21 protein-coding genes, 1 tRNA gene and 1 riboswitch are annotated in these 24,867 nt (G+C 44.3%); all 22 genes read right to left on the bottom strand.

The window, feature by feature from the left end:
* Positions 1-253: 253 nt before the first annotated feature.
* The 22 genes from DWZ38_RS02390 to rsmA all read right to left on the bottom strand — a co-directional run bounded on the left by DWZ38_RS02390 (position 254) and on the right by rsmA (position 24,827).
* Positions 254-341: transfer RNA gene (locus DWZ38_RS02390), tRNA-Ser, on the bottom strand.
* 161 nt (positions 342-502) lie between these two features.
* Positions 503-1,222 (bottom strand): lysophospholipid acyltransferase family protein, encoded by a 720-nt coding sequence (locus DWZ38_RS02385; protein ID WP_021925029.1) that lies wholly within the window; start codon positions 1,220-1,222, stop codon positions 503-505.
* A gap of 70 nt (positions 1,223-1,292) precedes the next feature.
* Positions 1,293-1,850 (bottom strand): hypothetical protein, encoded by a 558-nt coding sequence (locus tag DWZ38_RS02380; RefSeq protein ID WP_021925030.1) that lies wholly within the window; start codon positions 1,848-1,850, stop codon positions 1,293-1,295.
* On the bottom strand, positions 1,834-4,353 hold the full coding sequence (gene gyrA / locus DWZ38_RS02375) for a DNA gyrase subunit A (protein ID WP_117849624.1): 2,520 nt from the start codon (positions 4,351-4,353) through the stop codon (positions 1,834-1,836). The genes DWZ38_RS02380 and gyrA overlap by 17 nt, the downstream gene beginning before the upstream one ends.
* A gap of 15 nt (positions 4,354-4,368) precedes the next feature.
* A complete protein-coding gene (gyrB, locus tag DWZ38_RS02370; protein WP_021924434.1) occupies positions 4,369-6,291 on the bottom strand; it encodes a DNA topoisomerase (ATP-hydrolyzing) subunit B in 1,923 nt (640 codons plus the stop codon).
* 223 nt (positions 6,292-6,514) lie between these two features.
* Complete coding sequence (gene rsmI, locus DWZ38_RS02365; protein ID WP_021924433.1) at positions 6,515-7,360, bottom strand: 16S rRNA (cytidine(1402)-2'-O)-methyltransferase; 846 nt, start codon at positions 7,358-7,360, stop codon at positions 6,515-6,517.
* 68 nt (positions 7,361-7,428) lie between these two features.
* Complete coding sequence (locus tag DWZ38_RS02360) at positions 7,429-8,169, bottom strand: tRNA1(Val) (adenine(37)-N6)-methyltransferase (RefSeq protein ID WP_021924432.1); 741 nt, start codon at positions 8,167-8,169, stop codon at positions 7,429-7,431.
* Positions 8,162-9,061: a stage 0 sporulation family protein gene (locus tag DWZ38_RS02355; RefSeq protein ID WP_021924431.1), complete on the bottom strand. Its 900-nt coding sequence runs from the start codon at positions 9,059-9,061 to the stop codon at positions 8,162-8,164. The genes DWZ38_RS02360 and DWZ38_RS02355 overlap by 8 nt, the downstream gene beginning before the upstream one ends.
* A gap of 1 nt (position 9,062) precedes the next feature.
* A complete protein-coding gene (locus tag DWZ38_RS02350) occupies positions 9,063-10,052 on the bottom strand; it encodes a DNA polymerase III subunit delta' C-terminal domain-containing protein (RefSeq protein WP_021924430.1) in 990 nt (329 codons plus the stop codon).
* Positions 10,053-10,244: 192 nt separating this feature from the next.
* On the bottom strand, positions 10,245-10,826 hold the full coding sequence (locus DWZ38_RS02345; protein ID WP_021924429.1) for a hypothetical protein: 582 nt from the start codon (positions 10,824-10,826) through the stop codon (positions 10,245-10,247).
* Between the two features lie 18 nt (positions 10,827-10,844).
* On the bottom strand, positions 10,845-12,395 hold the full coding sequence (locus DWZ38_RS02340; protein WP_021924428.1) for an aminotransferase class I/II-fold pyridoxal phosphate-dependent enzyme: 1,551 nt from the start codon (positions 12,393-12,395) through the stop codon (positions 10,845-10,847).
* Between the two features lie 33 nt (positions 12,396-12,428).
* Complete coding sequence (locus DWZ38_RS02335; protein ID WP_021924427.1) at positions 12,429-13,118, bottom strand: response regulator transcription factor; 690 nt, start codon at positions 13,116-13,118, stop codon at positions 12,429-12,431.
* A complete protein-coding gene (locus DWZ38_RS02330; RefSeq protein WP_021924426.1) occupies positions 13,115-14,257 on the bottom strand; it encodes a HAMP domain-containing sensor histidine kinase in 1,143 nt (380 codons plus the stop codon). Before DWZ38_RS02330 ends, DWZ38_RS02335 begins: the two co-directional genes overlap by 4 nt.
* A gap of 263 nt (positions 14,258-14,520) precedes the next feature.
* A complete protein-coding gene (locus DWZ38_RS02325; RefSeq protein ID WP_021924425.1) occupies positions 14,521-15,453 on the bottom strand; it encodes an SH3 domain-containing protein in 933 nt (310 codons plus the stop codon).
* Positions 15,454-15,665: 212 nt separating this feature from the next.
* Positions 15,666-16,865 (bottom strand): methionine adenosyltransferase, encoded by a 1,200-nt coding sequence (gene metK, locus DWZ38_RS02320; protein WP_021924424.1) that lies wholly within the window; start codon positions 16,863-16,865, stop codon positions 15,666-15,668.
* Positions 16,866-16,971: 106 nt separating this feature from the next.
* Positions 16,972-17,073, bottom strand: a riboswitch (SAM riboswitch).
* Positions 17,074-17,190: 117 nt separating this feature from the next.
* Entirely contained in the window at positions 17,191-18,483 is a 1,293-nt protein-coding gene (locus DWZ38_RS02315) for a UDP-N-acetylglucosamine 1-carboxyvinyltransferase (RefSeq protein ID WP_021924423.1), read from the bottom strand.
* Positions 18,484-18,572: 89 nt separating this feature from the next.
* Positions 18,573-19,088 (bottom strand): shikimate kinase, encoded by a 516-nt coding sequence (locus tag DWZ38_RS02310; protein ID WP_021924422.1) that lies wholly within the window; start codon positions 19,086-19,088, stop codon positions 18,573-18,575.
* A gap of 60 nt (positions 19,089-19,148) precedes the next feature.
* Positions 19,149-19,739, bottom strand: a complete 591-nt coding sequence (locus tag DWZ38_RS02305) for a flavin reductase family protein (protein ID WP_021924421.1) — start codon at positions 19,737-19,739, stop codon at positions 19,149-19,151.
* A gap of 35 nt (positions 19,740-19,774) precedes the next feature.
* A complete protein-coding gene (locus DWZ38_RS02300; RefSeq protein ID WP_117849622.1) occupies positions 19,775-21,442 on the bottom strand; it encodes a putative manganese-dependent inorganic diphosphatase in 1,668 nt (555 codons plus the stop codon).
* 17 nt (positions 21,443-21,459) lie between these two features.
* Complete coding sequence (locus DWZ38_RS02295) at positions 21,460-22,365, bottom strand: S1 RNA-binding domain-containing protein (protein WP_021924419.1); 906 nt, start codon at positions 22,363-22,365, stop codon at positions 21,460-21,462.
* A gap of 454 nt (positions 22,366-22,819) precedes the next feature.
* Complete coding sequence (locus DWZ38_RS02290) at positions 22,820-23,269, bottom strand: DUF1002 domain-containing protein (RefSeq protein ID WP_021924418.1); 450 nt, start codon at positions 23,267-23,269, stop codon at positions 22,820-22,822.
* A 682-nt stretch (positions 23,270-23,951) separates the two neighbouring features.
* A complete protein-coding gene (gene rsmA, locus DWZ38_RS02285) occupies positions 23,952-24,827 on the bottom strand; it encodes a 16S rRNA (adenine(1518)-N(6)/adenine(1519)-N(6))-dimethyltransferase RsmA (protein WP_021924417.1) in 876 nt (291 codons plus the stop codon).
* Positions 24,828-24,867 lie beyond the last annotated feature (40 nt).

Raw genomic sequence — 24,867 nt, 5'->3', positions numbered from 1 at the left:
AAGAAATTTTCGAGAATCGTATGTGTTTCACTGTTTAGTTATCAAGGTTGTTCACTGTCAGTTCTTTGCGACAGCTTGTTTATTTTACCTCATCTCTTTTCGTTTGTCAAGAACTTTTTTCAAGTTTTTTTAAAACTTTTTGATGAAGTTTTTGTCTTTGTTGACGACTTGTCTACTTTATCATAAGTAGAAGTGTTTGTCAACTACTTTTTTAAATTTTCTTGATTTTTTATAAATCTTAGAAAATTTAAAACGGAGAAGGAGGGATTTGAACCCTCGCGCCGCGTTAGCGACCTATACCCTTAGCAGGGGCACCTCTTCGGCCTCTTGAGTACTTCTCCAGTCTCCGAACTACTTAACTGCTGTTAAATTGTGGAGTGCGCATTTCTCACAGCGCATGAGTTATTATACTTAAAATATTTCACCTTGTCAATGGTTTTTTCTAATTTTATTTTATTTTTTATTATCTCCGCCATTTTTCCCACTTTTTTAGCAGAATTCCTTAGAAATCCCTGGCATTTTCCCGGATTGTTTCCTCAATTCTTCTTTTTACTTCAGCTGCAATCTCGGTGGATTTCATATCTTTATATTCTTCATACTCCATCGGCTTCAGGAAATGAATCTGTACATCCAGCATTTTGGCAGATCCGGTATCAAACGCTTTATAGGAATCGATCAGAGCTACCGGAACGATCGGGCACTTTGCCTTCATAGCCGCTTTGAAGCTTCCGCCTTTAAACTCCTGTGGGTGATTTCCGTTTTTGCTTCTGGTTCCCTCTGCAAATATCAGATAGTTTCTTCCTGCTTTTACTTCTTTTGTAACATTGATAATAACCTGCATGGACTGTTTGATGTCTTCCCTGTCAATCAGGAAAGCTTTCATACATGCAAATACCTGTTTCAGGAACGGAACATTTCCAACCTCTTTTTTGGCAACTACTGAAAAAGGTACCGGGCACACCTCCATGATTGCAAGCACATCATATAATCCTTGATGATTGGGATAAAATATAAATCCATTTTCTGAAGGTATATTTTCCACACCGTGGGCGTCAATATGCAGATTTCCGCCTCGGTTGGCCGCGTGATCGATTTTTTTCAGCATTGCATAGAGCTGTTCTTCTGTATAGCGGTCCACATGCGCAGCGTACCAATTTAACATAATCCAGTAATATGGCACAAATAATATGTTTTTCAAAACCATTACTATAATTCTTTTCATTTTAGCAGTTCCTTTCTGAAATATGAGAAAAGACTGCTGCAAGATCTTAATATCCTGCAGCAGCCTCCCCTTACTCTGCGTTTAGCTTATTTGCAATTTTTTCTTCATATCCCGGGTTCTTTTTCACAAATACATTGTATGCCTTCGTATAATTCTTGTAAGTATCTGTTGTCATAAACTTGGCATAATCTGTCGCTGCCTGAGTTCTCAGTTCATCTGTAATCTCAGACGGCGGCATAACATAATATTTGCTTCCGTTTTTCTCTACCATGTAGGTACCCACGCATGGATATTCCTGGCTGTTTTCCAGAACCAGGTTATAATAAATATAAACGTAAGTATACTTGTCTTTCTCAGAAAGCTTATCGCACTCCTCCACCTTCACTTTCGTTGGATTGTGTGCGGCAAAATACTGAAGCGTAGCATCGATTTCCGTCTGAAGAAGCTCATTGGCATCGTCTCCGCCTGAATAGCACTTTTTCACTTTCTTTTCACTGCCGTTTACGTATTCTTTTATAAGGGATTCCACAACTCCCTCAGGTGATTTCTGGTTTACACCGCATCCGGACATTGCCATGGCAAGCACCAGAACAATACCCAGAATGATTATTCTAGTTTTCTTTTTCATCTGCTTCTTCCACAGGCTCCTCACTGCTGCCGCCGTTTGCATTTTCCTCGACTTTTTCGCGAACTTTGGCAAGGCTTGCCACAGTTACACCCTCATCAAGATTGATCAGCTTCACACCAGATGTAATTCTTCCAAGAATGGAAATTCCGGCACAGGTAATACGAATGATAATTCCCTCAGTGGTAATCATCATAATCTCGTTTTCTTCATTCACGGCTTTGGCACCGATAACATTACCTGTCTTTTCGGTAATCTTGTAGCATTTTACACCCTTACCGCCACGGTTCTGGCAGGTAAACTCACTCATGGCTGTGCGTTTGCCCATACCATTTTCGGATACGACAAGAAGGTAATCGCCCTGGGAATTCAGCTGCATTGCCACAACCTCATCTCCTGGATCCAGGTTCATGCCGCGAACACCCATGGAACTTCTTCCAGTACTTCTTACATCTGTTTCTTTAAACCGGATACACATACCATCCTTGGTAACCAGCATAATATCCTTGTTGTTATCCGTTGCCTTTACTTCAATCAGCTCGTCATCATCTCGAAGGGTAATTGCCACAAGTCCGGTCTTACGCACATTTGCATACTCTTCCATCGGAGTTTTCTTCACAAGACCATTCTTGGTTGCCATAACCAGATAACGGCCTTCCTCGAAATTCCGCATAGGAATTACCGCTGTAATACGTTCTCCCGGCATAAGCTGCAGAAGGTTCACGATTGCCGTACCTCTTGCCGTTCTTCCTGCTTCCGGAATCTCATATGCTTTCAGACGGTATACTCGTCCTGTATTGGTAAAGAACATCAGATAGTGATGTGTGGTGGTCATCAGAAGCTCTTCGATATAGTCATCTTCAATGGTCTGCATTCCCTTGATTCCGCGTCCGCCTCTGTTTTGGCTGCGGAAATTATCTACGGTCATCCTCTTAATATAGCCAAGCTTGGTCATCGTAATGACAGTATTTTCCCTTGGAATCAGATCCTCTGTGGAAAGATCGTATACATCATATCCAATAGCAGTTCTTCTCTCATCACCATATTTGTCAGCAATTGCAAGAATCTCTTCTCTTACAACGCGGAGAAGAAGATTTCTGTCTGCAAGAATTGCCAGGAATTTGCGGATTTTCTCCTCTAACTCTGCATATTCTGCTTCCAACTTTTCTCTTTCCAAACCTGTCAGAGCTCTCAGTCGCATATCAACGATTGCCTGAGCCTGTACATCTGTAAGTTCAAATCGGTCCATTAATTCCTGCTTGGCAATCTGAACATTACGTGCAGCACGAATGATCCTGATAACCTCATCAATGTTATCCAGTGCCTTTAACAGACCCTCTAAAATATGTGCACGCTCCTGTGCCTTATTCAGGTCGTATTTGGTTCTTCTGGTTACAACATCTTCCTGATGGGCAAGATAATGCTCCAGAAGCTCTTTCAGATTCAGCACCTTCGGTACCAGACTGTCACCCTGAGGAACCACGCAAAGCATGATTACGCCAAAGGTATCCTGCAGCTGGGTATGCTTGTACAGCTGATTCAGAACAACGTTTGCGTTGGCATCCTTACGAAGATCAATGCAGATCCGCATGCCCTCACGGCTGGAATGATCGTTCAGGTCTGTAATTCCGTCAATCTTCTTATCGCGGACAAGTTCTGCGATTTTCTCGATCAGACGTGCCTTATTTACCAGGTATGGAAGCTCTGTAACGATAATACGGGACTTGCCGTTTGGCAGGGTCTCGATGTTGGAGACTGCACGAACACGGATCTTGCCGCGTCCGGTACGGTATGCTTCCTCGATTCCCCTTCTTCCAAGAATGGTGGCTCCAGTAGGGAAATCCGGACCTTTTACAACGTCAAGAAGCTCCTCCATGGTAGTTTCTCTCTGCTCTTCAATGGTATTGTCAATAATTTTTACCACAGCATTAATAACCTCACGAAGATTGTGAGGCGGAATGTTAGTAGCCATACCAACGGCAATACCTGTGGTTCCATTTACCAGAAGGTTGGGGAAACGGGACGGGAGAACCTTTGGCTCTCTCTCGGTTTCATCAAAGTTCGGCTGGAAATCAACGGTATCTTTGTTGATGTCAGCAAGCATCTCCATGGAAATCTTGCTGAGACGTGCCTCTGTATATCGCATAGCAGCGGCGCCGTCACCATCCACAGAACCAAAGTTTCCATGTCCGTCAACCAGCGGATAGCGGAAAGACCAGTCCTGTGCCATATTTACAAGTGCTCCGTAGATAGAGCTGTCACCATGAGGGTGATATTTACCCATGGTATCACCAACGATACGGGCACACTTACGATGGGGCTTGTCCGGACCGTTGTTCAATTCAATCATAGAGTACAGCACTCTACGCTGTACCGGCTTCAAACCATCTCTTACATCTGGAAGTGCTCGTGAAGCGATAACGCTCATGGCATACTCGATGTAGGATTCTTTCATGGTTTTCTCCAGATCCACCTCATGGACCTGGTCAAAAATCTTGTCATCCATATTGTTTTATCTCTCCTAGATATCCAGATTCTTTACAAAACGCGCATTTTCTTCGATAAACTCACGTCTCGGCTCTACCTTGTCACCCATCAGTGTGGTAAATACAAGGTCAATTTCAGAGGTTGCAGCCTCATCCATTGTTACGCGAAGAAGAATACGTTTCTCCGGATCCATAGTGGTTTCCCAAAGCTGCTCGGCATCCATCTCTCCCAGACCTTTGTAACGCTGGATCTTGTTGTTGGAATCTCGTCCGATTTCTGTCAGAATGGCATTGAGCTCATCATCATCATAAGCATACCAGACTTTTTTGTTTTTCTCGATTTTGTAAAGAGGCGGCTGCGCCAGATATACATAGCCCTGCTTGATCAGTTCCGGCATAAATCTGTACAGGAATGTAAGAAGCAGCGTGGCAATGTGGGCACCGTCAACATCGGCATCTGTCATAATAATAATCTTGTGGTATCTCAGCTTGGAAATATCGAAATCCTCATGGATTCCGGTTCCAAAAGCAGTGATCATTGCCTTGATCTCTTTGTTTGCATAAATCTTATCAAGACGGGCTTTCTCAACGTTCAGAATCTTACCGCGAAGAGGCAGGATTGCCTGTGTGGCACGGTTACGCGCTGTCTTCGCAGAACCGCCCGCAGAATCTCCCTCTACGATGTAGATCTCGCAGTTCTCAGGGTTCTTGTCGGAACAGTCCGCAAGCTTTCCTGGAAGGGACATGCTGTCAAGGGCAGACTTTCTTCTGGTCAGGTCACGGGCCTTACGTGCAGCTTCCCTTGCTCTTTGTGCAAGTACGGACTTCTCTACAGTCGCCTTGGCTACTGTAGGATTCTGCTCCAGGAAAATCTCCAGCTGCTTGCTTACAACGCTGTCTACAGCGCCTCTGGCCTCGCTGTTGCCCAGTTTCTGCTTGGTCTGGCCTTCGAACTGGGGATTGCCGATCTTGACGCTGACAATGGCTGTCAGGCCCTCTCGGATATCATCACCGGAAAGATTCGGCTCGCTGTCCTTCAGAAGCTTGTTCTTTCTTGCATAGTCATTAAAAGTATTGGTAATAGCGTTTCGGAAACCTGTGATATGAGTACCGCCCTCAGGGGTATTGATGTTGTTTACAAATCCGTAGGTATTCTCTGTGTAGGAATCATTGTGCTGCATGGCAACTTCTACGGCTACGCCGTCCTTCTCGCCCTCACAGTAAATAATCTCCGGGTACAGAGCTTCCTTGCTTCTGTTCAGATAAGTTACAAACTCACGGATACCGCCCTCGTAGTGGAAGGTTTTCTCACGCTCCATGCCCTCACGCTTATCTACAAGGATAATCTTCAGGCCTTTGGTAAGGAAAGCCATCTCACGGAGGCGCTGCTTGAGAATGTCATAATCGTATACGGTCTCCTCAAAAATCTGCTTGTCCGGAAGGAAAGTAACGGTTGTTCCTGTAGCATCCCCACACTCTCCAGCTTCCTTCAGCGGATACATTGTCTTGCCGCGCTCGTAACGCTGCTCATACCTCTTTCCATCTCTGCAGATGGAAACTTCCAGCCACTCAGACAGTGCATTAACGACCGAAGCTCCAACACCGTGAAGACCGCCGGATACCTTGTATCCTCCACCGCCGAATTTACCTCCGGCATGAAGAATAGTAAATACAACCTCTACTGCCGGAATACCGGCTTTATGATTAATTCCAACCGGAATGCCTCGTCCGTTGTCTACAACTGTGATGGAGTTATCAGGATTGATTGCTACATTGATTTCTGTACAGTAACCGGCCAGTGCCTCATCTACGGCATTGTCCACGATTTCATATACAAGGTGGTGCAGACCGCGGCTGGATGTACTTCCAATGTACATACCCGGTCTCTTACGTACGGCTTCCAGGCCCTCCAGAATCTGGATTTGGTCCGCTCCGTATTCCGTATTTGTTTCGCCCATGATATTCCTCCTGTTATCATCTATTCAAAACCACAGGAATTTATGGCATTGCTCTGCTGCCAGATTTCATTCCTGTTTTTGTGCATAAAAATACTAATTTATTATATCACAAAATCCCCGTTTTTGCCAGTTAAAAGCCATTTCCGCATGTAAAAAAAAGGCCGTATTTTCAACGAATATCCGTCAAAAATACGCCTTTTTTTACATGTTTCCTATAGTTTTTCTATTTTATTTCCAGCAAAGCCTGATAAATCTCTCTTTTGGTCACGCCGCGGTCTTTGGCAACCAGTTTCATTGCCTCCTTGCGGGCAATTCCCTGCTTCTCATAAACTTCCATATGCTGGGAAATGGACATCTCTTCCCATGCTGCTTTTTCTTCTTCCCGAATCTCCTCGCGGCTTTTTCCCTCAATTACAAGAACGCATTCACCAAGGGGCTTCTGGTCCTGATAAAAATCCAGCAGATCCTTAATAGTACTGCAAAATGCGGTCTCGTGCTTTTTGGTAAGCTCTCGGCAAAGAGTCATCCTGCGGTTGCCCAGAGTCTCATAAAGCTCCTCTAAAGTGCCTACAAGATGATGGGGTGCCTCATAGAGAATGATGGTCCTCGTCTCACTTTTCAGCTCTTCCAGAATTGCCTTGCGCTCCTTCTTGTCAGGCGGTAAAAAGGCCTCAAAAGCAAACCTGCGGGTAGAAAGGCCCGACAGGGTAAGCGCTGTAATGCAGGCAGCAGGACCTGGCAGGGATGTCACTTCAATGCCAGCCTCATAACACATGGCAACAAGCACTTCTCCCGGATCTGAAATGCCAGGAGTTCCTGCATCTGTAATAAGCGCTACATTCACACCGGAACGCATCTTGTCAATCAGTGTGTATGCTTTCTCCACCTTGTTGTATTCGTGATAGCTGGTCATCGGTGTTTTTATGTCAAAATGATTCAGCAGCTTGATACTGTTTCTGGTATCCTCTGCTGCGATCAGATCCACTTCCTTCAGTGTTCTGAGAACCCGCAAGGTAATGTCCTCCAGATTTCCTATAGGCGTGGCGCATAAATATAATTTACCGCTCATATCCTGTTCTCCCTTCTGCAATCGGCTCTGTTTCCGATCCGTCATTACAGCATTCTTCTGCTGTCGGATCAGACCATATCATACATTTCCAGGATTTCCTTTGTATAAACTCCCGGCTTCTCATAGACGATCAGCGGTCTTTCCACTGTGATTCTGGAATTTCCGCCCTTAAGGGCCTCAATCAGTACCATGTTCGGTTCCCGGTCTATATATGGGTAAACCAGCTGCATTCGCTTCGGTTCCAGCTTGTACTTCGTCAGCACATTCATAATTTCCGTAAGCCTGAAGGGCCGGTGCACCATATAAAAACGGCCCCTGTCCCCCAGAAGCTTAGCAGCCTGGCTTACCACATCCTCAAGGGTGCACAAAATCTCATGTCTGGCAATTGCCTTGGGCATATGAGGATTGGTCAGCCCATGCTGGCCGATCATATAAGGCGGATTGCATGTCACAACATGAAAAGAAGCTGCCCCGAAAATGCCGGCAGCCTCTTTGATATCGCCTTGTCTGATACTGACCCTGTCCTCCATGTTATTGTATTTCACACTTCTTGCCGCCATTTCGGCACATTCTTCCTGAATCTCCAGACCAGTGAAATGCTCTCCTGGTGTCTTGGATGCAAGGAGCACCGGGATGATCCCGGTTCCGGTTCCCATATCAAGAACCTTCTCCCCTTTCTTCACTCTGGCAAATCCAGATAACAGAACAGCGTCCATACCGAAGCAGAATTTCTGTGGATCCTGGATAATGTAATATCCATTCTGCAAGTCATCCACACGTTCATTCTCCTTCACAAGATCATTAATCATTTAATTTGGAATCTCCCTTTTTGTCTTCAAGATCCTGCAGTTCCTTCATTTCCTGTTCGGAAACCTTCACTTTCTTCTTTCTGGAACGGAATTTCAGTTCCGCTACAGGGAACTCCTGAATCTCTTTCTCATCGCCGATTTCCACAACAACCTTCACCAGCTGGCGAAGTACATTTACACTCTGTACATTGCCCTGGATTCCATCTGGTGTGGTAACAGTATCTCCAATTCCCGGAAGTCTGCGGTTCAGCTCCTCATAAGTCTCCTGCTCATTCTTCAGACAGCACATCAGTCTTCCGCAGACACCTGAAATCTTGGTCTGATTCAGAGAAAGATTCTGTTCCTTGGCCATTCTGATGGATACCGGAGCAAACTCGGAAAGGTAGGTATGGCAGCAAAGACATCTGCCGCAAATTCCGATTCCGCCCAGAATCTTGGTCTCATCTCTTACACCGATCTGGCGAAGCTCGATTCTGGTTTTGAAAATAGATGCCAGATCCTTAACCAGCTGACGGAAATCAATTCTGCCATCTGCTGTAAAATAAAACAGGACCTTGTTATTGTCAAAGGTGTATTCTGCGTCAATCAGCTTCATTTCAAGACCGTGCTCACGGATCTTCTTCTGGCAGATCTTGAACGCATCCTTCTCGCGCTCTCTGTTGTATTTCTCTCTATCGTCATCATCCGGAGTCGCTACGCGGAGCACTTCCTTCAGAGGATGTACTACCTGGTCATCTGCTACCTCCTTAGGTGCAAGCACCACCTTTCCATACTCAACACCGCGGGCAGTCTCAACGATTACGTGATCGCCCGGCTTCATTTTATAGTTCTTCGGATTGAAGTAATAAATCTTACCTACATTCCGAAATCTTACGCCTACTACTTTTGCCATTCTATTTCTCCCTGATTGTAAGGAACAAAAGCTCAAGGGCAAGTTCTGTATTTACATTGGCGCGAAGACGTACCTTAGTCTTCTCCAGTGCATCCAGAATTTTCTCCAGATTCTCATAGGAACGCTGGCTTGCCTGTTCCCTTATATAATTTATTTCCTGTTTGAAAACAAGATTATCTACTTCCCGTGTAGCCTTAAACATCAGTACATCACGGAACCAGAACTGGAAAAGATCCAGGTAATCTCCAATGTTCTGCTTGTCATTGGAAAGCTCCTTAATGGCTTCTGTAAGCTCATAGACCTCCATGTTATCTGCATTCTTCAGAATACGAAGGGCATTCTGGGTCATGTCTGCAAATTCCTGGGAAGTAGCAGCTTTCTTCGCCTTGCCAATGCTTCCATGAGCGTAGGACGCATCAATTTCAGCCTGATAATCCGGTATATGAAGATGCTCCATAAGGTATTTCTTCACAAGACCGTCATCTACTACCTTCAGGTCAAGACGCACGCATCTTGAACGGATGGTGGGCAGCAGTGCATCTATATTGCTTGTAAGAAGCATGATCACAGCATATTCCGGCGGCTCCTCGATGGTCTTCAGAAGGGCATTCTGCGCCTGAGGATTCAGCATCTCCGCGTCTGCTATGATATAGATCTTATGCGGACTGCAGTAAGGCTTAATATCTACATCATTGATAACCTGTTCCCTGATCTCGTCAATGGTAATGACATTTGGCTTCTCATGGGTCACCATAATGATATCCGGATGATTCTTGCCAATGGCCTTCTTACAGGAATCGCAGTGTCCGCACGGCTCTGTACCGCCTTCTTCACACTGCAGCGTCATGGCATAGGTTCCTGCCAGCAGCTTCTTTCCAGAACCAGGGTCACCTGTAAAAATATAAGAATGGGACACTTTCTCCGTCTCTATAGCATTCTTCAAATGCCTGATAATTTCTTCATGTCCTATAATGTCATTAAACCCTAACATTGGAATCACCTCACCCTATCATTTTGGTTACTTTATAGTAACTTTTTGTACAAATACAGTCTGACTGTATTCTCGTTCTAATTCTATCATGTACGACAAAATCATGCCATAGTTTTTTGTGAAATAATTCTGAATTTCGGGTTATAAATGTGTGTACAATGCAGTTTAAATCTGTGTCTGTGCTCTGTAATGTCAGCCTTTGATATACTGTGCAATTTCTTCCACGCATTTTTCCAGATCGATATTCTGGAATCTTTTCTTAATCCCGGCAGCAGCAATTTTTTCTTCGGAAAAATCCTCCTGGTCTGCCAGAAATCTTCTGCACATTTCCTCATAGCGGGGTGTCTTCTGGCTTCTCTCCCTATTCAACGCTCTTGCAAGACGCTCTCCGTCCTCCACTTCAATATAGATTGGGCAAAGTGCCTCTTCCCCATAGTATTCTCTCATTTTCACATAAGATTCCAGGGTACCGATTCCCAGATAATCTGATGCGTCCAGATTCACCTGTCCGTCATCTGCTGTAAAATAAGTCCAGATTCCGTGTACCGTATGATAGGCACGTGCTTCAATTACACAGCCCTTCTCCTGAAACTCTTTCAGCTTCTTATCATCCACAAAATAATACTGTTTGCCGTCTTCTTCCTCCGCCCGGATCGGACGGGTTGTATACAAAACCAGTTTTTTCAGTCCAAGCTCCTCATGTGCAGCCAGTCTGGCATAGATATGATCCTTCCCGGATGCGCTTTTTCCCATAATGTAAAATATTTTTCCCATAATTATTCAGGCAGGGGATTACACCTCTGCCTGCTCCTTTACTACGCAAATTGATTCTTCATTCTCACCGCAGAGTCCATAAAGATTCAGCCCCTGCTCCCTGCATCTTCTCACATTCCGGACAAAAAGTCCAGTGATCTGCTCTCCTGGCACGATAATAGGAATTCCCGGGGGATAAAGATACACAAACTCCGCGGAAATTTTCCCAATGCTCTCTTCCAGAAGGCAAAACTGAGCCTGCGCCTCCATGGCCTGGGAAATGGACATCAGCTGTTTCATAGAGCCGCATTTGCAGGTGCAGTCTCCATTTCTGCGCTCATCTGTGCGCGCTTCTCCCTCACAGCTCTGGCAAACATCCGGTTTACTTTCCCTGTATTCCTGTTTTCCTGCGTCTGATTCACTTATTATTTTCTGCGCTTCCTGACGGTCAATTTCTTCTACCGCCCTGCAAAGCCGCGAAAATCCCTCTCTGGTATCGCCAACTGCTGCCAGTGCAAGCACATAGTTCTCCGTAGTCATCTCCACTTCCAGATGGTACTTCTCGCGAAGGATCCGGGAAAGCCCTGGTCCGTTCAAAGTGCTGTGGACTGTTGATAAAATCAGCTTGGATCTGTCATAGGCAAATATTTCCGTTCTGTCCTGCGCATCCTTTTCCCCGGATTTCTCGTCTGGTGCCTGGAACAAACGGATATATTCACAGTTACTTAATTGCTTCCGTGCAGTCTCCAGATTTTCTGCAAATTCATCAAACATCCGTCCGCTGTCTTTCTCCAGCTTTGCCACACAGGCGTCCAGACTGGACATAAGAATATAAGACGGACTGCTTGTCTCATAAATTCCCAGGAATCTGCAGATCAGCTTCTCACTTACACGGTCGCTGCAGAGATGGAGCACTGCAGTCTGGGTCATAGCAGGCAGTGTCTTGTGAAAGCTCTGGATCACTACATCTGCACCAAGGTCCACTGCCGAAGCCGGAAAATAGTCCGAAAACCGGAAATGTGCCCCATGCGCCTCGTCAACAATCAACGGAATCCCATAACTGTGGGCAACATCTGCAATCCTTCGCACATCCGACACCACACCGTCATAAGTAGGTGATGTAATGAGAACCGCTTCAATATCCGGATTCTCCTCCAGGCATCTTTCCACACGGGATACGGAAATAGCGCCGTTTATCCCCAAATCTGAATCGGATTGTGGATAAATATACGTGGGCACCAGGTCTCGCAGATAAATTGCATGATAAACTGCCTTATGGCAATTGCGGGCTGTCAAAATCCGACCGCCCTTTTTCACAGATGCAGAAATCGCAGCCAATAACCCTGCCGTGCTTCCATTTACACTGAAAAAGCTTCTCTTCGTTCCGTATAAACGGGAAAGTGCATTCTGGGCTTCCAGAAGGATGCCCTCACTGTGATGCAGGTCGTCAAATCCATCTATCTCTGTAATATCCCTCTCAATGGGAAAATCCCCCTCCACGCATGCCTTATTTCTCTTATGTCCAGGCATGTGAAACGGATAAAAATCTGAGTTGCCGTAGTTCTCCAGTTCTTTATACAGTCTTTCCATTTTACCTCTCTGTCTGCCTGTAATTTCAGGACTTTACATTTTAAATCGGTATCCAACTCCCCATATTGTTTCAATGTACTGCGGCTTCGCATTGTTATATTCGATTTTCTCACGGATTTTCTTGATATGGACGGTAACGGTGGCAATGTCTCCCACAGACTCCATATCCCAGATTTCACGGAAAAGCTCTTCCTTGGTAAATACCCGGTTTGGATTCTCCGCCAGGAATGTAAGGAGATCAAATTCCTTAGTGGTGAAAGTAGTCTCTTCCCCATTCACCCACACACGGCGGGCAGTTTTATCAATCTTAATTCCGCGAATCTCAATCGTGTCATTCTTCTGTACCGTGGAACCGATCAGACGGTTATAGCGGTCCATATGTGCCTTTACTCTCGCCACAAGCTCACTTGGGCTAAAAGGCTTGGTCATATAATCATCTGCTCCAAGTCCCAATCCGCGAATCTTATCAATGTCATCCTTCTTGGCGGAGACCATAATGATCGGAGTATTCTTAGCTTCCCTTACCTGACGGCAGATTTCAAATCCATCCACCTCAGGCAGCATCAGATCCAGAATGATCAGATCAAAATCCTCGTTCAATGCTTTCTCAAGCCCCAGGTCTCCTCTGTTGGAAATAACCACCTCAAATCCGGAAAGCTCCAGATAATCTTTCTCAAGCTCCGCAATTGCTTCTTCATCTTCTATGATTAGTATTCTGCTCATTTCATTGGTACCTCCTGGTATTTTCTAAGTACAAAATACATAATAGTGCCGATTCCAAGCCGGCTTGTGGCCCAGACCTTGCCGCCGTGATCTTCCAGAATCTTCTTCACAATGGAAAGACCGATTCCGCTTCCGCCCTTGGAAGAATTTCTGGAAACATCCGTGCGGTAAAAACGGTCAAAAATATAAGGCAGGTCCTTCGGCCCGATTCCCTTTCCATTGTCTTCGATCTCAATCTGGATGAAATCGCCCACATCCTTAATTCGAATCTGGATAATTCCCTTTGGCTTATCCATGTATTTTATAGCATTGCTGATAATATTATGTATAACTCGCCGGATCTGTTCTCCATCAGCGATTACCATAACGTCCTTTTCCACATAATTGGCATATACCAGTTCGATTCCCTGGGTTTCCAGTTCCAGTCCTACTTCTTCTGCGCAGTCTGCAAAATAATCCTCTACATTCAGCTTACTGAAGGTATAGGGAATGCGGTTGGTATCAATTTTAGAATAAAAGGTCAGTTCGTTGATCAGGTGGTCCATCTCGTTGGTCTTATTATAGATGGTGCGCACATAACGGTCCATTTTCTCCGGTGTGTCTGCAACTCCGTCCATGATTCCCTCTATATAGCCTTTTACCGCTGTGATGGGGGTCTTCAGATCATGGGAAATATTACTGATCAGTTCTTTATTCTCTTTTTCAATGAGATTTTTCTCTTCTGTGGATTCCTTCAGACGGCGGCGCATCTCCTCAAAATCCTGGCATAGCTCTGAAAATTCATCATTTCCTTCCACATCCAGGACGAAGTCAAGATTTCCCTCTTTGATATTCTGCGTCGCTTTTTTTAGTTTCACCAGCGGTACGGCAATGCTTCGGTACACCCACAGACCAACCACAAGCGCAACAGAAATCAGAATAATAAATGCACTGATAAAAAGGTCCTTGGCCATCACATGCACCCTGCCCTGGCTGTCTGCTGAATCTATTATGGAAATATCATAGACTGTGCCGTCACTTTCCGTCTGAACCTGCGTTTTCTGTGACTGGCTGAAGCCATATAGGGTAGCAGCGAATAAGAGCAGCGGCATCAGAATAATCATGGTGAATCCCAGAATAATTCTTGTTTTCAGCTTCATAGCAGCTTTCTCCTCTTTTTGTCTGTCATAATCTCCGGGCCAAGCGGACATATTGCCAGCCGACGCCATCACAATATATGAAAGTCAGCTTTTCCCGGCATCATATTAGAATTATAGCATAAAGCTGCATTTCCATCTCTAAATTTTCTATTAAAAAAATGGACCGGCGTAAAGCACATTCCAGGCAAGAAAAAAACTGCCCGCAAGAAGGACAGTTTTTATAAAGGGGAATTTCCCTGTAAAGGGCTAACTTGTATATTCAATTACTCCGTATAAGAATTTCCATTTTCGTCGGTCCAGGTTCCATCGCCATTGTCGGTATAACCAGTTCCATTGTCATCACGGTAGTGATATTCGCCATCTGCTTTTTCGGTAACGGTAACCGTCGTGCCGTCAGATGATGTAATGGTATGTTGTTCCATTACAATTCCAAAACGATGTGTTTCATCATTCAAAACAGAATAGGTATTTCCGTACTGATCCTTCCACTGGGTATCCTCATCAATGGCAACATAGCCAACGCCGCTGTCATCGCGGTATGCATAATCGCCGTTGGTCTGCTCTTTAATTGCCACCACGGTTCCATCTTCTGAAGTCAGATATATGGTCCGCAGATTCAGATAAGCTTCCCCATCCGGGTCATCCTCGTCAGCAGTTCCTGCTGTATTCCCGGAATTAGAAGCAGCGGAACCGGCGGATGTGTCCTTTTTCTCAGAGCTGCTGCCAAAAGGATCATTCTTTGATGCATATGCAGTTGCCACATACCCAGTCTGACCCAGATAACTGATCTGATACCAGGATGAACCGTCCTCCCCCATAACAGAGCCTTCACAGGTATAGGAGCTTCCATAATCCCCAAGACCAAGAGAGTCCGCACTGGTAGATGGCTTCTGTCTCACATTCACGCCATCCTTCGAAGTGATATAAAGCTTAAAGGAAGTCGTTTTCTGGATATTTTCACTGGAATTTTTATCAGTGGAAGCGGCTTTTGCTGCAGCAGAGCTTGGCACATTATTCGTCCTGGATTTCGCCTCACTCTTCTGCGCAGTGCCAGATTCACTCTTAGAAGCACTCTGACTGGATGCTGCAGGTGCTGTGGTCTGACCGCTGGTCTCTCCGCATCCTGCCGCAGTATTTATCATAACTACAGCCATAACAGCTGCCATAATTGTTGTTAATAAATTTCTCCTTTTCATACGCGTTTCCTCCTGTTATCATTCTACTTTTGTAGAAGATGGTTATATACTACAACTGTAGAAATAAAATGTCAAGAGTTTTTTCTACAAACGTAGAATTATTTTTTACAACAAAAAAGCCTGGAAAAAACTCTCTCAAGTCTCTCCCAGGCTATTATGGATAACAAATTTCTCACTTGCACAGCGCAGCAATAGCTGCAGCCCCTGATAAATTAAGCAAGATATTTTTTCAGATTCTCAACCTTGTCCAGGTGCTCCCATGGAAGGTCTACATCTGTACGGCCAAAGTGTCCGTAAGCAGAAGTCTGTTTGTAGATCGGACGGCGAAGATCAAGCATCTTGATAATTCCAGCCGGACGAAGATCAAAGTTCTCACGAATGATCTCTACCAGTTTGGAATCAGATACTTTACCAGTTCCAAATGTCTCTACATGAACAGATGTTGGGTGTGCAACACCGATTGCATAGGAAAGCTGGATCTCGCACTTGTCAGCAAGTCCTGCTGCAACAATGTTCTTTGCAACATAACGTGCTGCATAAGCCGCAGAACGGTCAACCTTTGTGCAGTCTTTTCCGGAGAAAGCTCCGCCGCCATGACGACCTGTTCCGCCATAAGTATCAACGATAATCTTACGTCCTGTCAGACCGCTGTCTCCGTTTGGTCCTCCGATTACGAAACGTCCGGTAGGATTGATAAAGTACTTGGTATCCTCATCTACCATATCAGCCGGAATGATCTCATCGAATACATATTTTTTGATGTCTGCATGGATCTGCTCCTGCGTTACATCCGGATCATGCTGGGTAGAGCATACAACTGCATCAATACGGAATGGCTTGCCATTCTCATCATACTCTACAGTTACCTGTGTTTTTCCATCTGGTCTTAAGTATTTCAGAGTGCCGTCTTTACGAACCTTAGTCAGCTGACGTGCAAGCTTATGTGCCATGTTGATTGCATATGGCATGTACTCTTCTGTCTCATTGGAAGCATAACCAAACTGGATGCCCTGGTCGCCAGCTCCGATAGAATCAAGCTCGTCCTCATCCATCTGGTTTTCCTTCTGCTCAAGTGCTTTATCAACACCCATTGCAATATCTGTGGACTGCTTGTCCAGTGCTGTGATAACTGCGCAGGTATCTGCATCAAATCCGAATTTTCCACGGGTGTAACCAATTTCACGGATTGTTTCTCTTACGATAGACTGAATGTCAATGTTTGCTTTGGAAGTGATCTCTCCCATAACCAGAACAAGACCTGTAGTGGTAGCAGTCTCGCAGGCTACACGGCTCATTGGATCCTGTGCAATCAGTGCATCCAGAATAGCATCGGAAATCGCATCACAGATTTTGTCCGGATGACCTTCAGTTACAGACTCGGATGTAAATAAAATTTTCTCCTTATTTTCCATTTCTTATTTTTTTCCTTTCTTCGTTGAACGGGATTTGCATTTCCCGCAAAAAAAGAACAGCCCGGACAAGCGGACTGTCTTATAAATGACGTTTATATAAACAATCCTCTTATTGTTCGATTACTCGCTCAGGTTGGCACCTTCCTCTTCTTCAAGGGGTTGCCGTGGCTTCATAGATCCTATGTATCTCCACCACTCTGAATAAAAGGCTATTCTTCAGTTTTCCTGTTGCAAGCAATACAATATACTGATTGCTTATAAATGTCAATAGACATTTAAGAGGATTTGACTATTTTGTAACAAATCCCTTATAAATTCCTTCCTATCAACCTACGCGAAGACGGAATTTCTGGATCTCTTTCTCGCTGGAAACGCGCTCGATCTCAGCACCCAGGCTGCGGAGCTTCTCCTCAAAATTCTCATATCCACGCTGAATATAAACAATATCATCCACAATGGTGATTCCCTCTGCTGCAAGGCCTGCAATTACAAGGGCTGCTCCTGCACGAAGATCCGGTGCGCTTACTCTTGCACCTGTCAGCTTCTCCACACCATCAATGATTGCGGAATTACCCTCAACCTTAATGCATGCACCCATTCTGGAAAGCTCGTCTGCATATTTGAAACGATTCTCAAAAATACTCTCTGTTACAATACTGGTGCCTTCTGCAAGTGCCAGTGTCACTGCAATCTGGGGCTGCATATCTGTAGGATATCCCGGATATGGAAGAGTCTTCACATGAGTACGATGAAGTCTGTTCACAGCGCGTACACGTACTGCATCATCAAACTCCTGTACCTCGCATCCAATCTCCTCAAGCTTGGCTGTGGTAGCCTCAAGATGCTTCGGGATCACGTTTCTTACAGTCACATCTCCGCCAGTAGCTGCTGCCGCGAACATAAAAGTTCCAGCCTCGATCTGATCCGGAATAATGGAATATTCGGTACGGTGAAGCTTCTCCACACCTTTGATACGGATCACATCTGTACCTGCACCCTTAATATTGGCACCCATGCTGTTCAGGAAATTGGCAACGTCTACAACGTGAGGCTCTCTGGCTGCATTCTCAATAATCGTGCGGCCTGGTGCCAGGGATGCTGCCATCATAATGTTAATCGTCGCTCCAACGGAAACCACATCAAGGAAAATATGGCTGCCATGAAGATTCGCTGCCTCTGCAACAATTGCGCCGTGAAGAATATCCACCTTGGCACCAAGGGCTCTGAATCCTTTCAGATGCTGGTCGATTGGACGGCTTCCAATATTGCATCCGCCTGGAAGCGGAACTTCCGCTCTTTTATATTTGCCAAGCAAAGCACCAAGAAGATAGTATGATGCACGAATCTTCTTAATGTACTCATAATCTACACTTACATCCCCAATGGTAGAACCATTGATCTTAACTGTTGACTTGTCAATTCGGTCAACCTGTGCACCGATTCCTGCAATTGCTTCAAGTAAAACATTGATGTCTCTAACGTCAGGCAGATTCTCGATCAGGATGGTCTCATCCGTCATGATAGCTGCTGATAAAATAGCAAGGGCAGCATTCTTCGCACCTGCTATCTCCACTTCACCTACAAGCGGATTTCCACCTTTAATCACATACTGTTCCATAACACACCTCTATTATTCTTACTCCACGAGCTCCTGGCTCTCCTCTGTCTACAGTTCAAACAGACCACCATAAACAGCAGCCTGCCAAGTTACTTATTTATTTCTTTCTGTAGTGTTTCCAAAAGTGCCTGCAGACTTGCTTCCAAATCTTTCCCCTCTTCATCTACCACAATGTCTGCATACTTCTCGTATAAGGGAACACGCTCTTCATACAGACTCTTAAGAGTCTGCCCTTCCTTCAAAAGTACGCCTCTTTTCTTAAGATTTCCAAGTCTTTTCTCAAGAGACTCCAAGGAAAGTCTGAGATACACTACTTTTCCAATTGATTTCAAATGCTCCATCGCTTCACTGCAGTATACCACGCTTCCTCCGGTAGCAATTACAGTGTCTTCCGTTTCTATAGACGCATTTACACGGTTCTCGATGGCCTTGAAACCTTCTTCGCCTTCTTCATCAATGATCTGATAAAGACGTCTTTTTTCTTCTTTTTGTATTAAAAGATCTGAATCTAAAAATTCATATCCAAGTATTTTCGCAAGAACAACGCCCAGAGTGCTTTTACCTGCACCGGGCATTCCAATTAATGTAATATTATTTATTTTCATTCGATATTCCCTTTAATAATAACACAGAATAAACATTATTGCAATCCCATTAAGAAATTGTTACCTATTTCGGGTTTTTGCGCGTTTTTTCCCCTTCTTTACGCTGTATCCGAACGTGCCCAGCTTTTTGCCAAGGCCCAGATATTCTCCATGGGAATACACCATCAGTTTGGATTGATTCAGCTGGAATTTATTGTTTTTATCCATGTAGGCTTCATCCGCATGCACTGCCACAACCTCAGCAAGAAACATGTGATGGGAACCAAGCTTCTCAATCTTTTTCACCTTGCATTCGATATTTACAGGTGACTCTCCGATCATTGGTGCTTTCACATGATCTGCCTTTTCTTTGGTAAGATGAAGCTCCTGGAATTTGTCTACATCTCTGCCGGAGCGCACACCGCAGTAATCGGTAGCGTATGCCAGCTCCTCTGTGGTAAGGTTCAGGACAAATTCCTTCGTCTTGCAGATCATGTCGTAGGAAAATCTGCTGGGACGAACGGAAATGCTTACCATTGGCGGGTTAGTGCACACAGTACCAGCCCACGCCACCGTTATGATATTATCGTTGCCCTCTCCGTCTGTAACGCTGACCATCACAGCTGGAAGGGGATAAAGCATATTGCCTGGTTTCCAGGTCTGTTTTGCCATATTTCTACTCCTCTTTTATGTGAAATAAATGGGCATTAGTTGAAATCATTTGCCATGACCTGAGCAGCCTCCATCATAGCCGGAATCATCTGCTTCTTACGGGAAACTACGCCCTTGAGGTGGAAGCATTCATCTTCAGGCTCCTGCTGGAACGCAATTTTTCCCATCTCCTCGCTGCCCTCTCCGTAATAAATTACATCGGAGGACTCGTCCATAATATTGGTTAACATAAAGTAAACACGGGAAATTCCATGACGGCCGCACTCGCTTACCATAAACGGTTTCAGGCGGGCTTTGATTTCCTGAAGCTCTTCCTCGTCCATGGAGCTGATCTGGCCAACACCAAATGCCACATTTCCCTCTGCAATAAATTTCTTGTAATCCTGATAGAAAATTTCCTCAGGTGCCTTATCCTTCAGATTGCTTCCTGCCTTGAACATTTCTCTTGCAAACTCTTCAATCTTGATATCTGCAATAAGGGCAAGGGCGCTTGCTGCAATCTTATCCTGCTGTGTACAGGTCGGAGAACGGAACATTAAGGTGTCAGAAATAATAGCAGCGCAAAGAAGTCCCGCGATCTTAGGCGGAATTTCCAGTCTCTGCTCGTCATAAATCCGGTAAAGGATTGTCGCTGTACAGCCTACCGGCTCATTTCTGAAGTTGATAGGCTTCATGGTTTCAAGAGAACCAAGCTTATGATGATCGATGATCTCAAGAATTTCTGCTTTCTCAATATTGTCAACAGCCTGGTCTTTCTCATTGTGATCTACAAGAATGACCTGCTTCTTGTGCATATCCAGGAAATTTCGTCTGGAAATGGTTCCCACGCATTTTCCCCTTTTATTGATAACCGGGAAAGCACGGTGACGGTGCTTGATCATAACATCCTGAATATCATCAGTGAAATCCTCCGTGCTGAAAGTAACCAGATTATCTTTTTTCATCACGTAATTTACCGGAATACTCTGGTTGATCATTCGGGCAATCGTGTAAGTGTCATATGGGGATGTAATAATAACGATCTGCCTCTCATGTGCTTTCTGAATTACCTTCTCACTTACCTGGATATTCATTCCCACAATAATGCAGCTTACGTTCATCTCAATTGCTTTTAGCTGATCTTCTTCACGGTTTCCAAGAATAACCATATCGTTTTCTTCGATGTATTTCTTCATCATCTCCGGATCTGCGGTTCCGATGAGGATTTTTCCTTTGGTAAAATAACCGTGTCCGTTTCCTTCTACAATCTCACCGTCAAGGGTATCCTTGATCTTGTTGTACTGGGTTCTGGCGTTGGCAAGAAGATAGCTGTCCTTGGTATCCATATAAATATCGGCAATATCTCCGATGGTTACGATTCCCTCCAGTTCATCATCACTGTTGCAGATAGGAAGGGTAACAATTCCCTTGTTCTGCATCATATCCCAGGCATTTTTCAGGGACATGGTGCGGTCTGCATCCGGCTTCGGACGAATGTCCATATCCTTTACCTGCGTTCCAATGTTTCCCAGATAGGCTGGCGGCTGCACGCCAAAACGGTTCAGCACATACTGGGTCTCCTCATTGATCTGGCCTGCGCGTCTTGGAATGTAGCGCTTGGTCTGAGTGGTTCTGTTCTTGATATCAGCATAAGCAATCGCGGAGCAGATGGAATCTGTATCCGGATTTTTGTGTCCCATTACAAATACTTTCTGATTCTTCATTCACATTCTTCCTTCTGTTAGTTCAGCTTAATGTTTGCAAATAATGAGCCCAGGGATGTGGTTGCTTCTTCTCCTGACTGTGGAATTTCGATTTCCTCTTCTTCCACTTCTTTTGCCATCATATCGGTTGCTTCCTTGATGCTCAGGCTCAGCTTGCCGTCTTTTACTGCAGTAACCTTTACCTTTACTTTGTCTCCTACAGCAAGTACTTCAGATGGTTTGCGGATTCTCTTCTCGCAGATCTGGGAAATATGTACCAGTCCGGATACGCCGTTTCCAAGGTCTACAAATGCACCGTATGGCTGAAGGCTTTCTACTGTTCCTTCTGTTACAAAGCCTGGCTGGATATTGGAAATTTTATTCTTTCTTTCCTCTTCTGCTTTCTCTCTGAGGATTTCTTTGGCTGAAAGAATCAGCTTCTTGTCCTCTTTATCTACGTCAATTACCTGAACCTGGATATGTTTATTCAGGTATTCGTTGGTATCTTCTACATAGCTTAAGGCAAGCTTGGATGCAGGGATAAAGCCGCGCACGCCTTCTACATAGGCAACTGCGCCGCCGTTTACAACGCCTTTTACAACTACGTCAAGAACTTCGCCGGAAGCTTTCATTTCTTTTAATTTATCCCATGCGAGAACATCTGTTGCCTCTACTTTGGATAAAAGGATGTTGCCGTTTCCGTCATCTTTTCTTACTACTGTTGCGGAAACTTCATCTCCTGGATGTACCTCTTCTTTTACGTTAAATCCAGGTTCTCTGCTGTAATCCTCTATCGGGATGATTCCTTCTGCATAATATTTCAGATCTACAATAATTTCTTTATCATCTACACTCACAACTGTTCCTGTAAGAATGTCGCCTTCTTCAATTTTCTTAAAAGAAGCTTCCAGTTCAGCTTCGTAATCTTTCATTGTCTCTGCCATGACCTATGACTCCTTTCCTAATTTGGAAAAACCGCGGGATTCGCGAAACTATGTGCTTTGCCCGACGGAAACCGCGAATTCCGCTGCGCTCCGTTTGCGTAGCGCCAAAAACATGTGCTACGCCCATGTTTTTGGCTTCATTATAGCACACCAATATTTCCTTGCAAATAAAAAAATCCCCGTATAAAACGAGGAGTGCCCCGACAGTGGCTGCCGGGGCGATTATTATGAAAAAATTTTATGTGTAATGGTGTCATTACAACGTCTTCTGTGTGTGTTCTTTCGAACTGATTATATAGTATCAGATACTTATGAACAAAATATGAACTATTAATGAACTTTTGGTTTATTTGCACAATTTGTCTTTTCATTTTCCTCTATTTTTATAAAAATAATACATCACATTTCACACTTTAGTTTGATAAAGCTATACATTTTGCACATTTTCTTATTTTTATTCAAACAATCCTTTTACAAAATCAATTAGTTTTGCCACAAGACCCTTGGCATCATCCTTTGTCACACCCATATCTTTCAGTTTGTTGTACACAGAATTTACATCACTTCTCAGTGCATCCTCATTGATCTGTGCATCCAGAACCTTGCGTACAACGGAAACAAGAGAATCTGCCTCGGAATCGGATAAGGTTACACTGAAATGGTCTGCTGCCTGAGTGATGGCACTTCTTACCTGGTCATCTGTAATATTTTGCTGGTCAACAAGATCCTTGGCATACATAATAATATCAACTGCCTTCTGGGGATCGGAAGCAAGAAAATCAATTCCGCTGTCAAGAAGACTCTCTACCACTTCAGTGTCTGTTGATGCCATAACCGGCATTGGTGCGGAACATGCAAGAACTCCTGCAAGAATAAGTGCTGCTGATTTTTTCATTTTTATCATGATAGTTACCTCCTGATTAACGTTTCGTTCACAAATTACCTGAAACTGGTCACAAATGAGCTGATACCTCTTCATATCTGGTATATTTGTCCTGTTTCGTCCCAAAACCATTCAAATATACACACCTCATTCTCTTCCAGATTCCAGCCTATTATACTACATTCCTCTTTTGAATTTGTAAAATGCATCTAAAAACTTCATAATATTTTTATAACTAATGCTCAAAAAAGGGGCTTTTTTCCAGCGGTTACAAATCTTTTCAATTTCGTTCACTAATTTTTCATAAGATAAACACGATTCTTTCAAACTTTCCCGATATACTAACATCATAAAAATAATAACAGCCAACATTATTTTTATAAAATTTCTTTTTCATATGTCAGTCACTTAGAAGTGATTGACTCTCCTTCCTTTTAAAAAATATATTTGAGACAAAATAAAAATCACCCGTCTAGCCACCGGGTGATTTTTATTTGTAATATCAGGGTTCCAAACTTAAAAGCGTTAGAGCGTGTTTGCATGGTAACGCTTTTAAACTTGGAACCCACAAACATGAAGAAGTAGCGATTTACGCAGTAAATCAGCGGATTCTGAATGTTTGTAGGATTGCGGGAGCAGCTAAACTGCGTAGCAATCCGCAGATATTAAGAACGGGGCCAAAGCCCCGTTCTTACCTTCCTTCTTATCTTAATTTATGAAACGCATTCGCCAGATCCGCAAACTCCTTCAATGTAAGAGCCTCGCCCCTTACGTTTGCCGGAATTCCGGTCTCAGCCATAGCTTTCTCAATCTCTTCTTTGGAAAAATCCAGCTCCTGTGAATTCTTCAGCCCATTTATCAGTGTCTTGCGTCGCTGGTTAAAGGATGCACGAATCAGCCTGAACATCAGCTTCTCATTCTCCACCTGTACCGGCGGCTCCTCATAGCGCACCAGCTGGATCACAGCGCTTCCCACCTTTGGTCTTGGCATAAAACAGTTCGGCGGAACATTGGCAATAATCTGGGGCTTCGCATAATACTGTACAGCCAGCGACAATGCGCCATAATCCTTCGTTCCTGGTCCAACCTGCATTCTGTCCGCAACTTCCTTCTGCACCATAATGGTGATAGAAGAAATGGGGACATGATTCTCAAAAAGTCCCATGATGATCGGTGTGGTAATGTAGTACGGAAGATTCGCAACAACCTTGATGGGCTTTCCGCCGTTTTTCTCCTGCGCCAGCGCCGCAATATCCACTTTCAGGATATCCTCATTGATCACAGTCACATTATCCCAGTCCTTAAGCGTGTCATTCTCCAGAATAGGAATCAATGTTTTATCAATCTCCACAGCCACAACTTCCCTGGCGGCCTCCGCCAGATACTGGGTCATAGTTCCAATACCAGGTCCAATTTCCAGAACGAAATCATCCTTGGTAATCTGGGAAGCATCGATAATTTTTTCCAGAACGTGAGTATCGATAAGAAAATTCTGACCAAACCTTTTCTGGAAAGCAAAATTATACTTTTGAAGGACTTCAATGGTATACTTCGGGTTTCCTAAATAAGGTCTGGTCATGTTCATTTCCTCTTTCTTTAAAATATTGTCAGCGGTTAAG

It is taken from the genome of Ruminococcus sp. AF31-8BH (assembly GCF_003460605.1).
Taxonomy (GTDB): Bacteria; Bacillota; Clostridia; order Lachnospirales; family Lachnospiraceae; genus Blautia_A; species Blautia_A acetigignens.
This window is presented reverse-complemented; position numbering and strand designations above follow the sequence as displayed.

Bases quoted from the DNA above. Each gene is read 5' to 3' on its own strand.
- DWZ38_RS02355 (WP_021924431.1), bottom strand. From the start codon at position 9,061: ATGGCAAAAGTAGTAGGCGTAAGATTTCGGAATGTAGGTAAGATTTAT.
- DWZ38_RS02300 (WP_117849622.1), bottom strand. From the start codon at position 21,442: ATGAAGAATCAGAAAGTATTTGTAATGGGACACAAAAATCCGGATACA.
- DWZ38_RS02385 (WP_021925029.1), bottom strand. From the start codon at position 1,222: ATGAAAAGAATTATAGTAATGGTTTTGAAAAACATATTATTTGTGCCA.
- DWZ38_RS02310 (WP_021924422.1), bottom strand. From the start codon at position 19,088: ATGAAAATAAATAATATTACATTAATTGGAATGCCCGGTGCAGGTAAA.
- DWZ38_RS02315 (WP_021924423.1), bottom strand. From the start codon at position 18,483: ATGGAACAGTATGTGATTAAAGGTGGAAATCCGCTTGTAGGTGAAGTG.
- gyrA (WP_117849624.1), bottom strand. From the start codon at position 4,353: ATGGATGACAAGATTTTTGACCAGGTCCATGAGGTGGATCTGGAGAAA.
- DWZ38_RS02290 (WP_021924418.1), bottom strand. From the start codon at position 23,269: ATGATAAAAATGAAAAAATCAGCAGCACTTATTCTTGCAGGAGTTCTT.
- DWZ38_RS02360 (WP_021924432.1), bottom strand. From the start codon at position 8,169: ATGATTAATGATCTTGTGAAGGAGAATGAACGTGTGGATGACTTGCAG.
- DWZ38_RS02295 (WP_021924419.1), bottom strand. From the start codon at position 22,365: ATGGCAGAGACAATGAAAGATTACGAAGCTGAACTGGAAGCTTCTTTT.
- DWZ38_RS02325 (WP_021924425.1), bottom strand. From the start codon at position 15,453: ATGAAAAGGAGAAATTTATTAACAACAATTATGGCAGCTGTTATGGCT.
- DWZ38_RS02345 (WP_021924429.1), bottom strand. From the start codon at position 10,826: ATGGGAAAAATATTTTACATTATGGGAAAAAGCGCATCCGGGAAGGAT.
- rsmI (WP_021924433.1), bottom strand. From the start codon at position 7,360: ATGAGCGGTAAATTATATTTATGCGCCACGCCTATAGGAAATCTGGAG.
- metK (WP_021924424.1), bottom strand. From the start codon at position 16,865: ATGGAAAATAAGGAGAAAATTTTATTTACATCCGAGTCTGTAACTGAA.
- DWZ38_RS02330 (WP_021924426.1), bottom strand. From the start codon at position 14,257: ATGAAGCTGAAAACAAGAATTATTCTGGGATTCACCATGATTATTCTG.
- DWZ38_RS02335 (WP_021924427.1), bottom strand. From the start codon at position 13,118: ATGAGCAGAATACTAATCATAGAAGATGAAGAAGCAATTGCGGAGCTT.
- DWZ38_RS02350 (WP_021924430.1), bottom strand. From the start codon at position 10,052: ATGTTAGGGTTTAATGACATTATAGGACATGAAGAAATTATCAGGCAT.
- DWZ38_RS02305 (WP_021924421.1), bottom strand. From the start codon at position 19,739: ATGGCAAAACAGACCTGGAAACCAGGCAATATGCTTTATCCCCTTCCA.
- DWZ38_RS02340 (WP_021924428.1), bottom strand. From the start codon at position 12,395: ATGGAAAGACTGTATAAAGAACTGGAGAACTACGGCAACTCAGATTTT.
- gyrB (WP_021924434.1), bottom strand. From the start codon at position 6,291: ATGGGCGAAACAAATACGGAATACGGAGCGGACCAAATCCAGATTCTG.
- DWZ38_RS02380 (WP_021925030.1), bottom strand. From the start codon at position 1,850: ATGAAAAAGAAAACTAGAATAATCATTCTGGGTATTGTTCTGGTGCTT.
- rsmA (WP_021924417.1), bottom strand. From the start codon at position 24,827: ATGACCAGACCTTATTTAGGAAACCCGAAGTATACCATTGAAGTCCTT.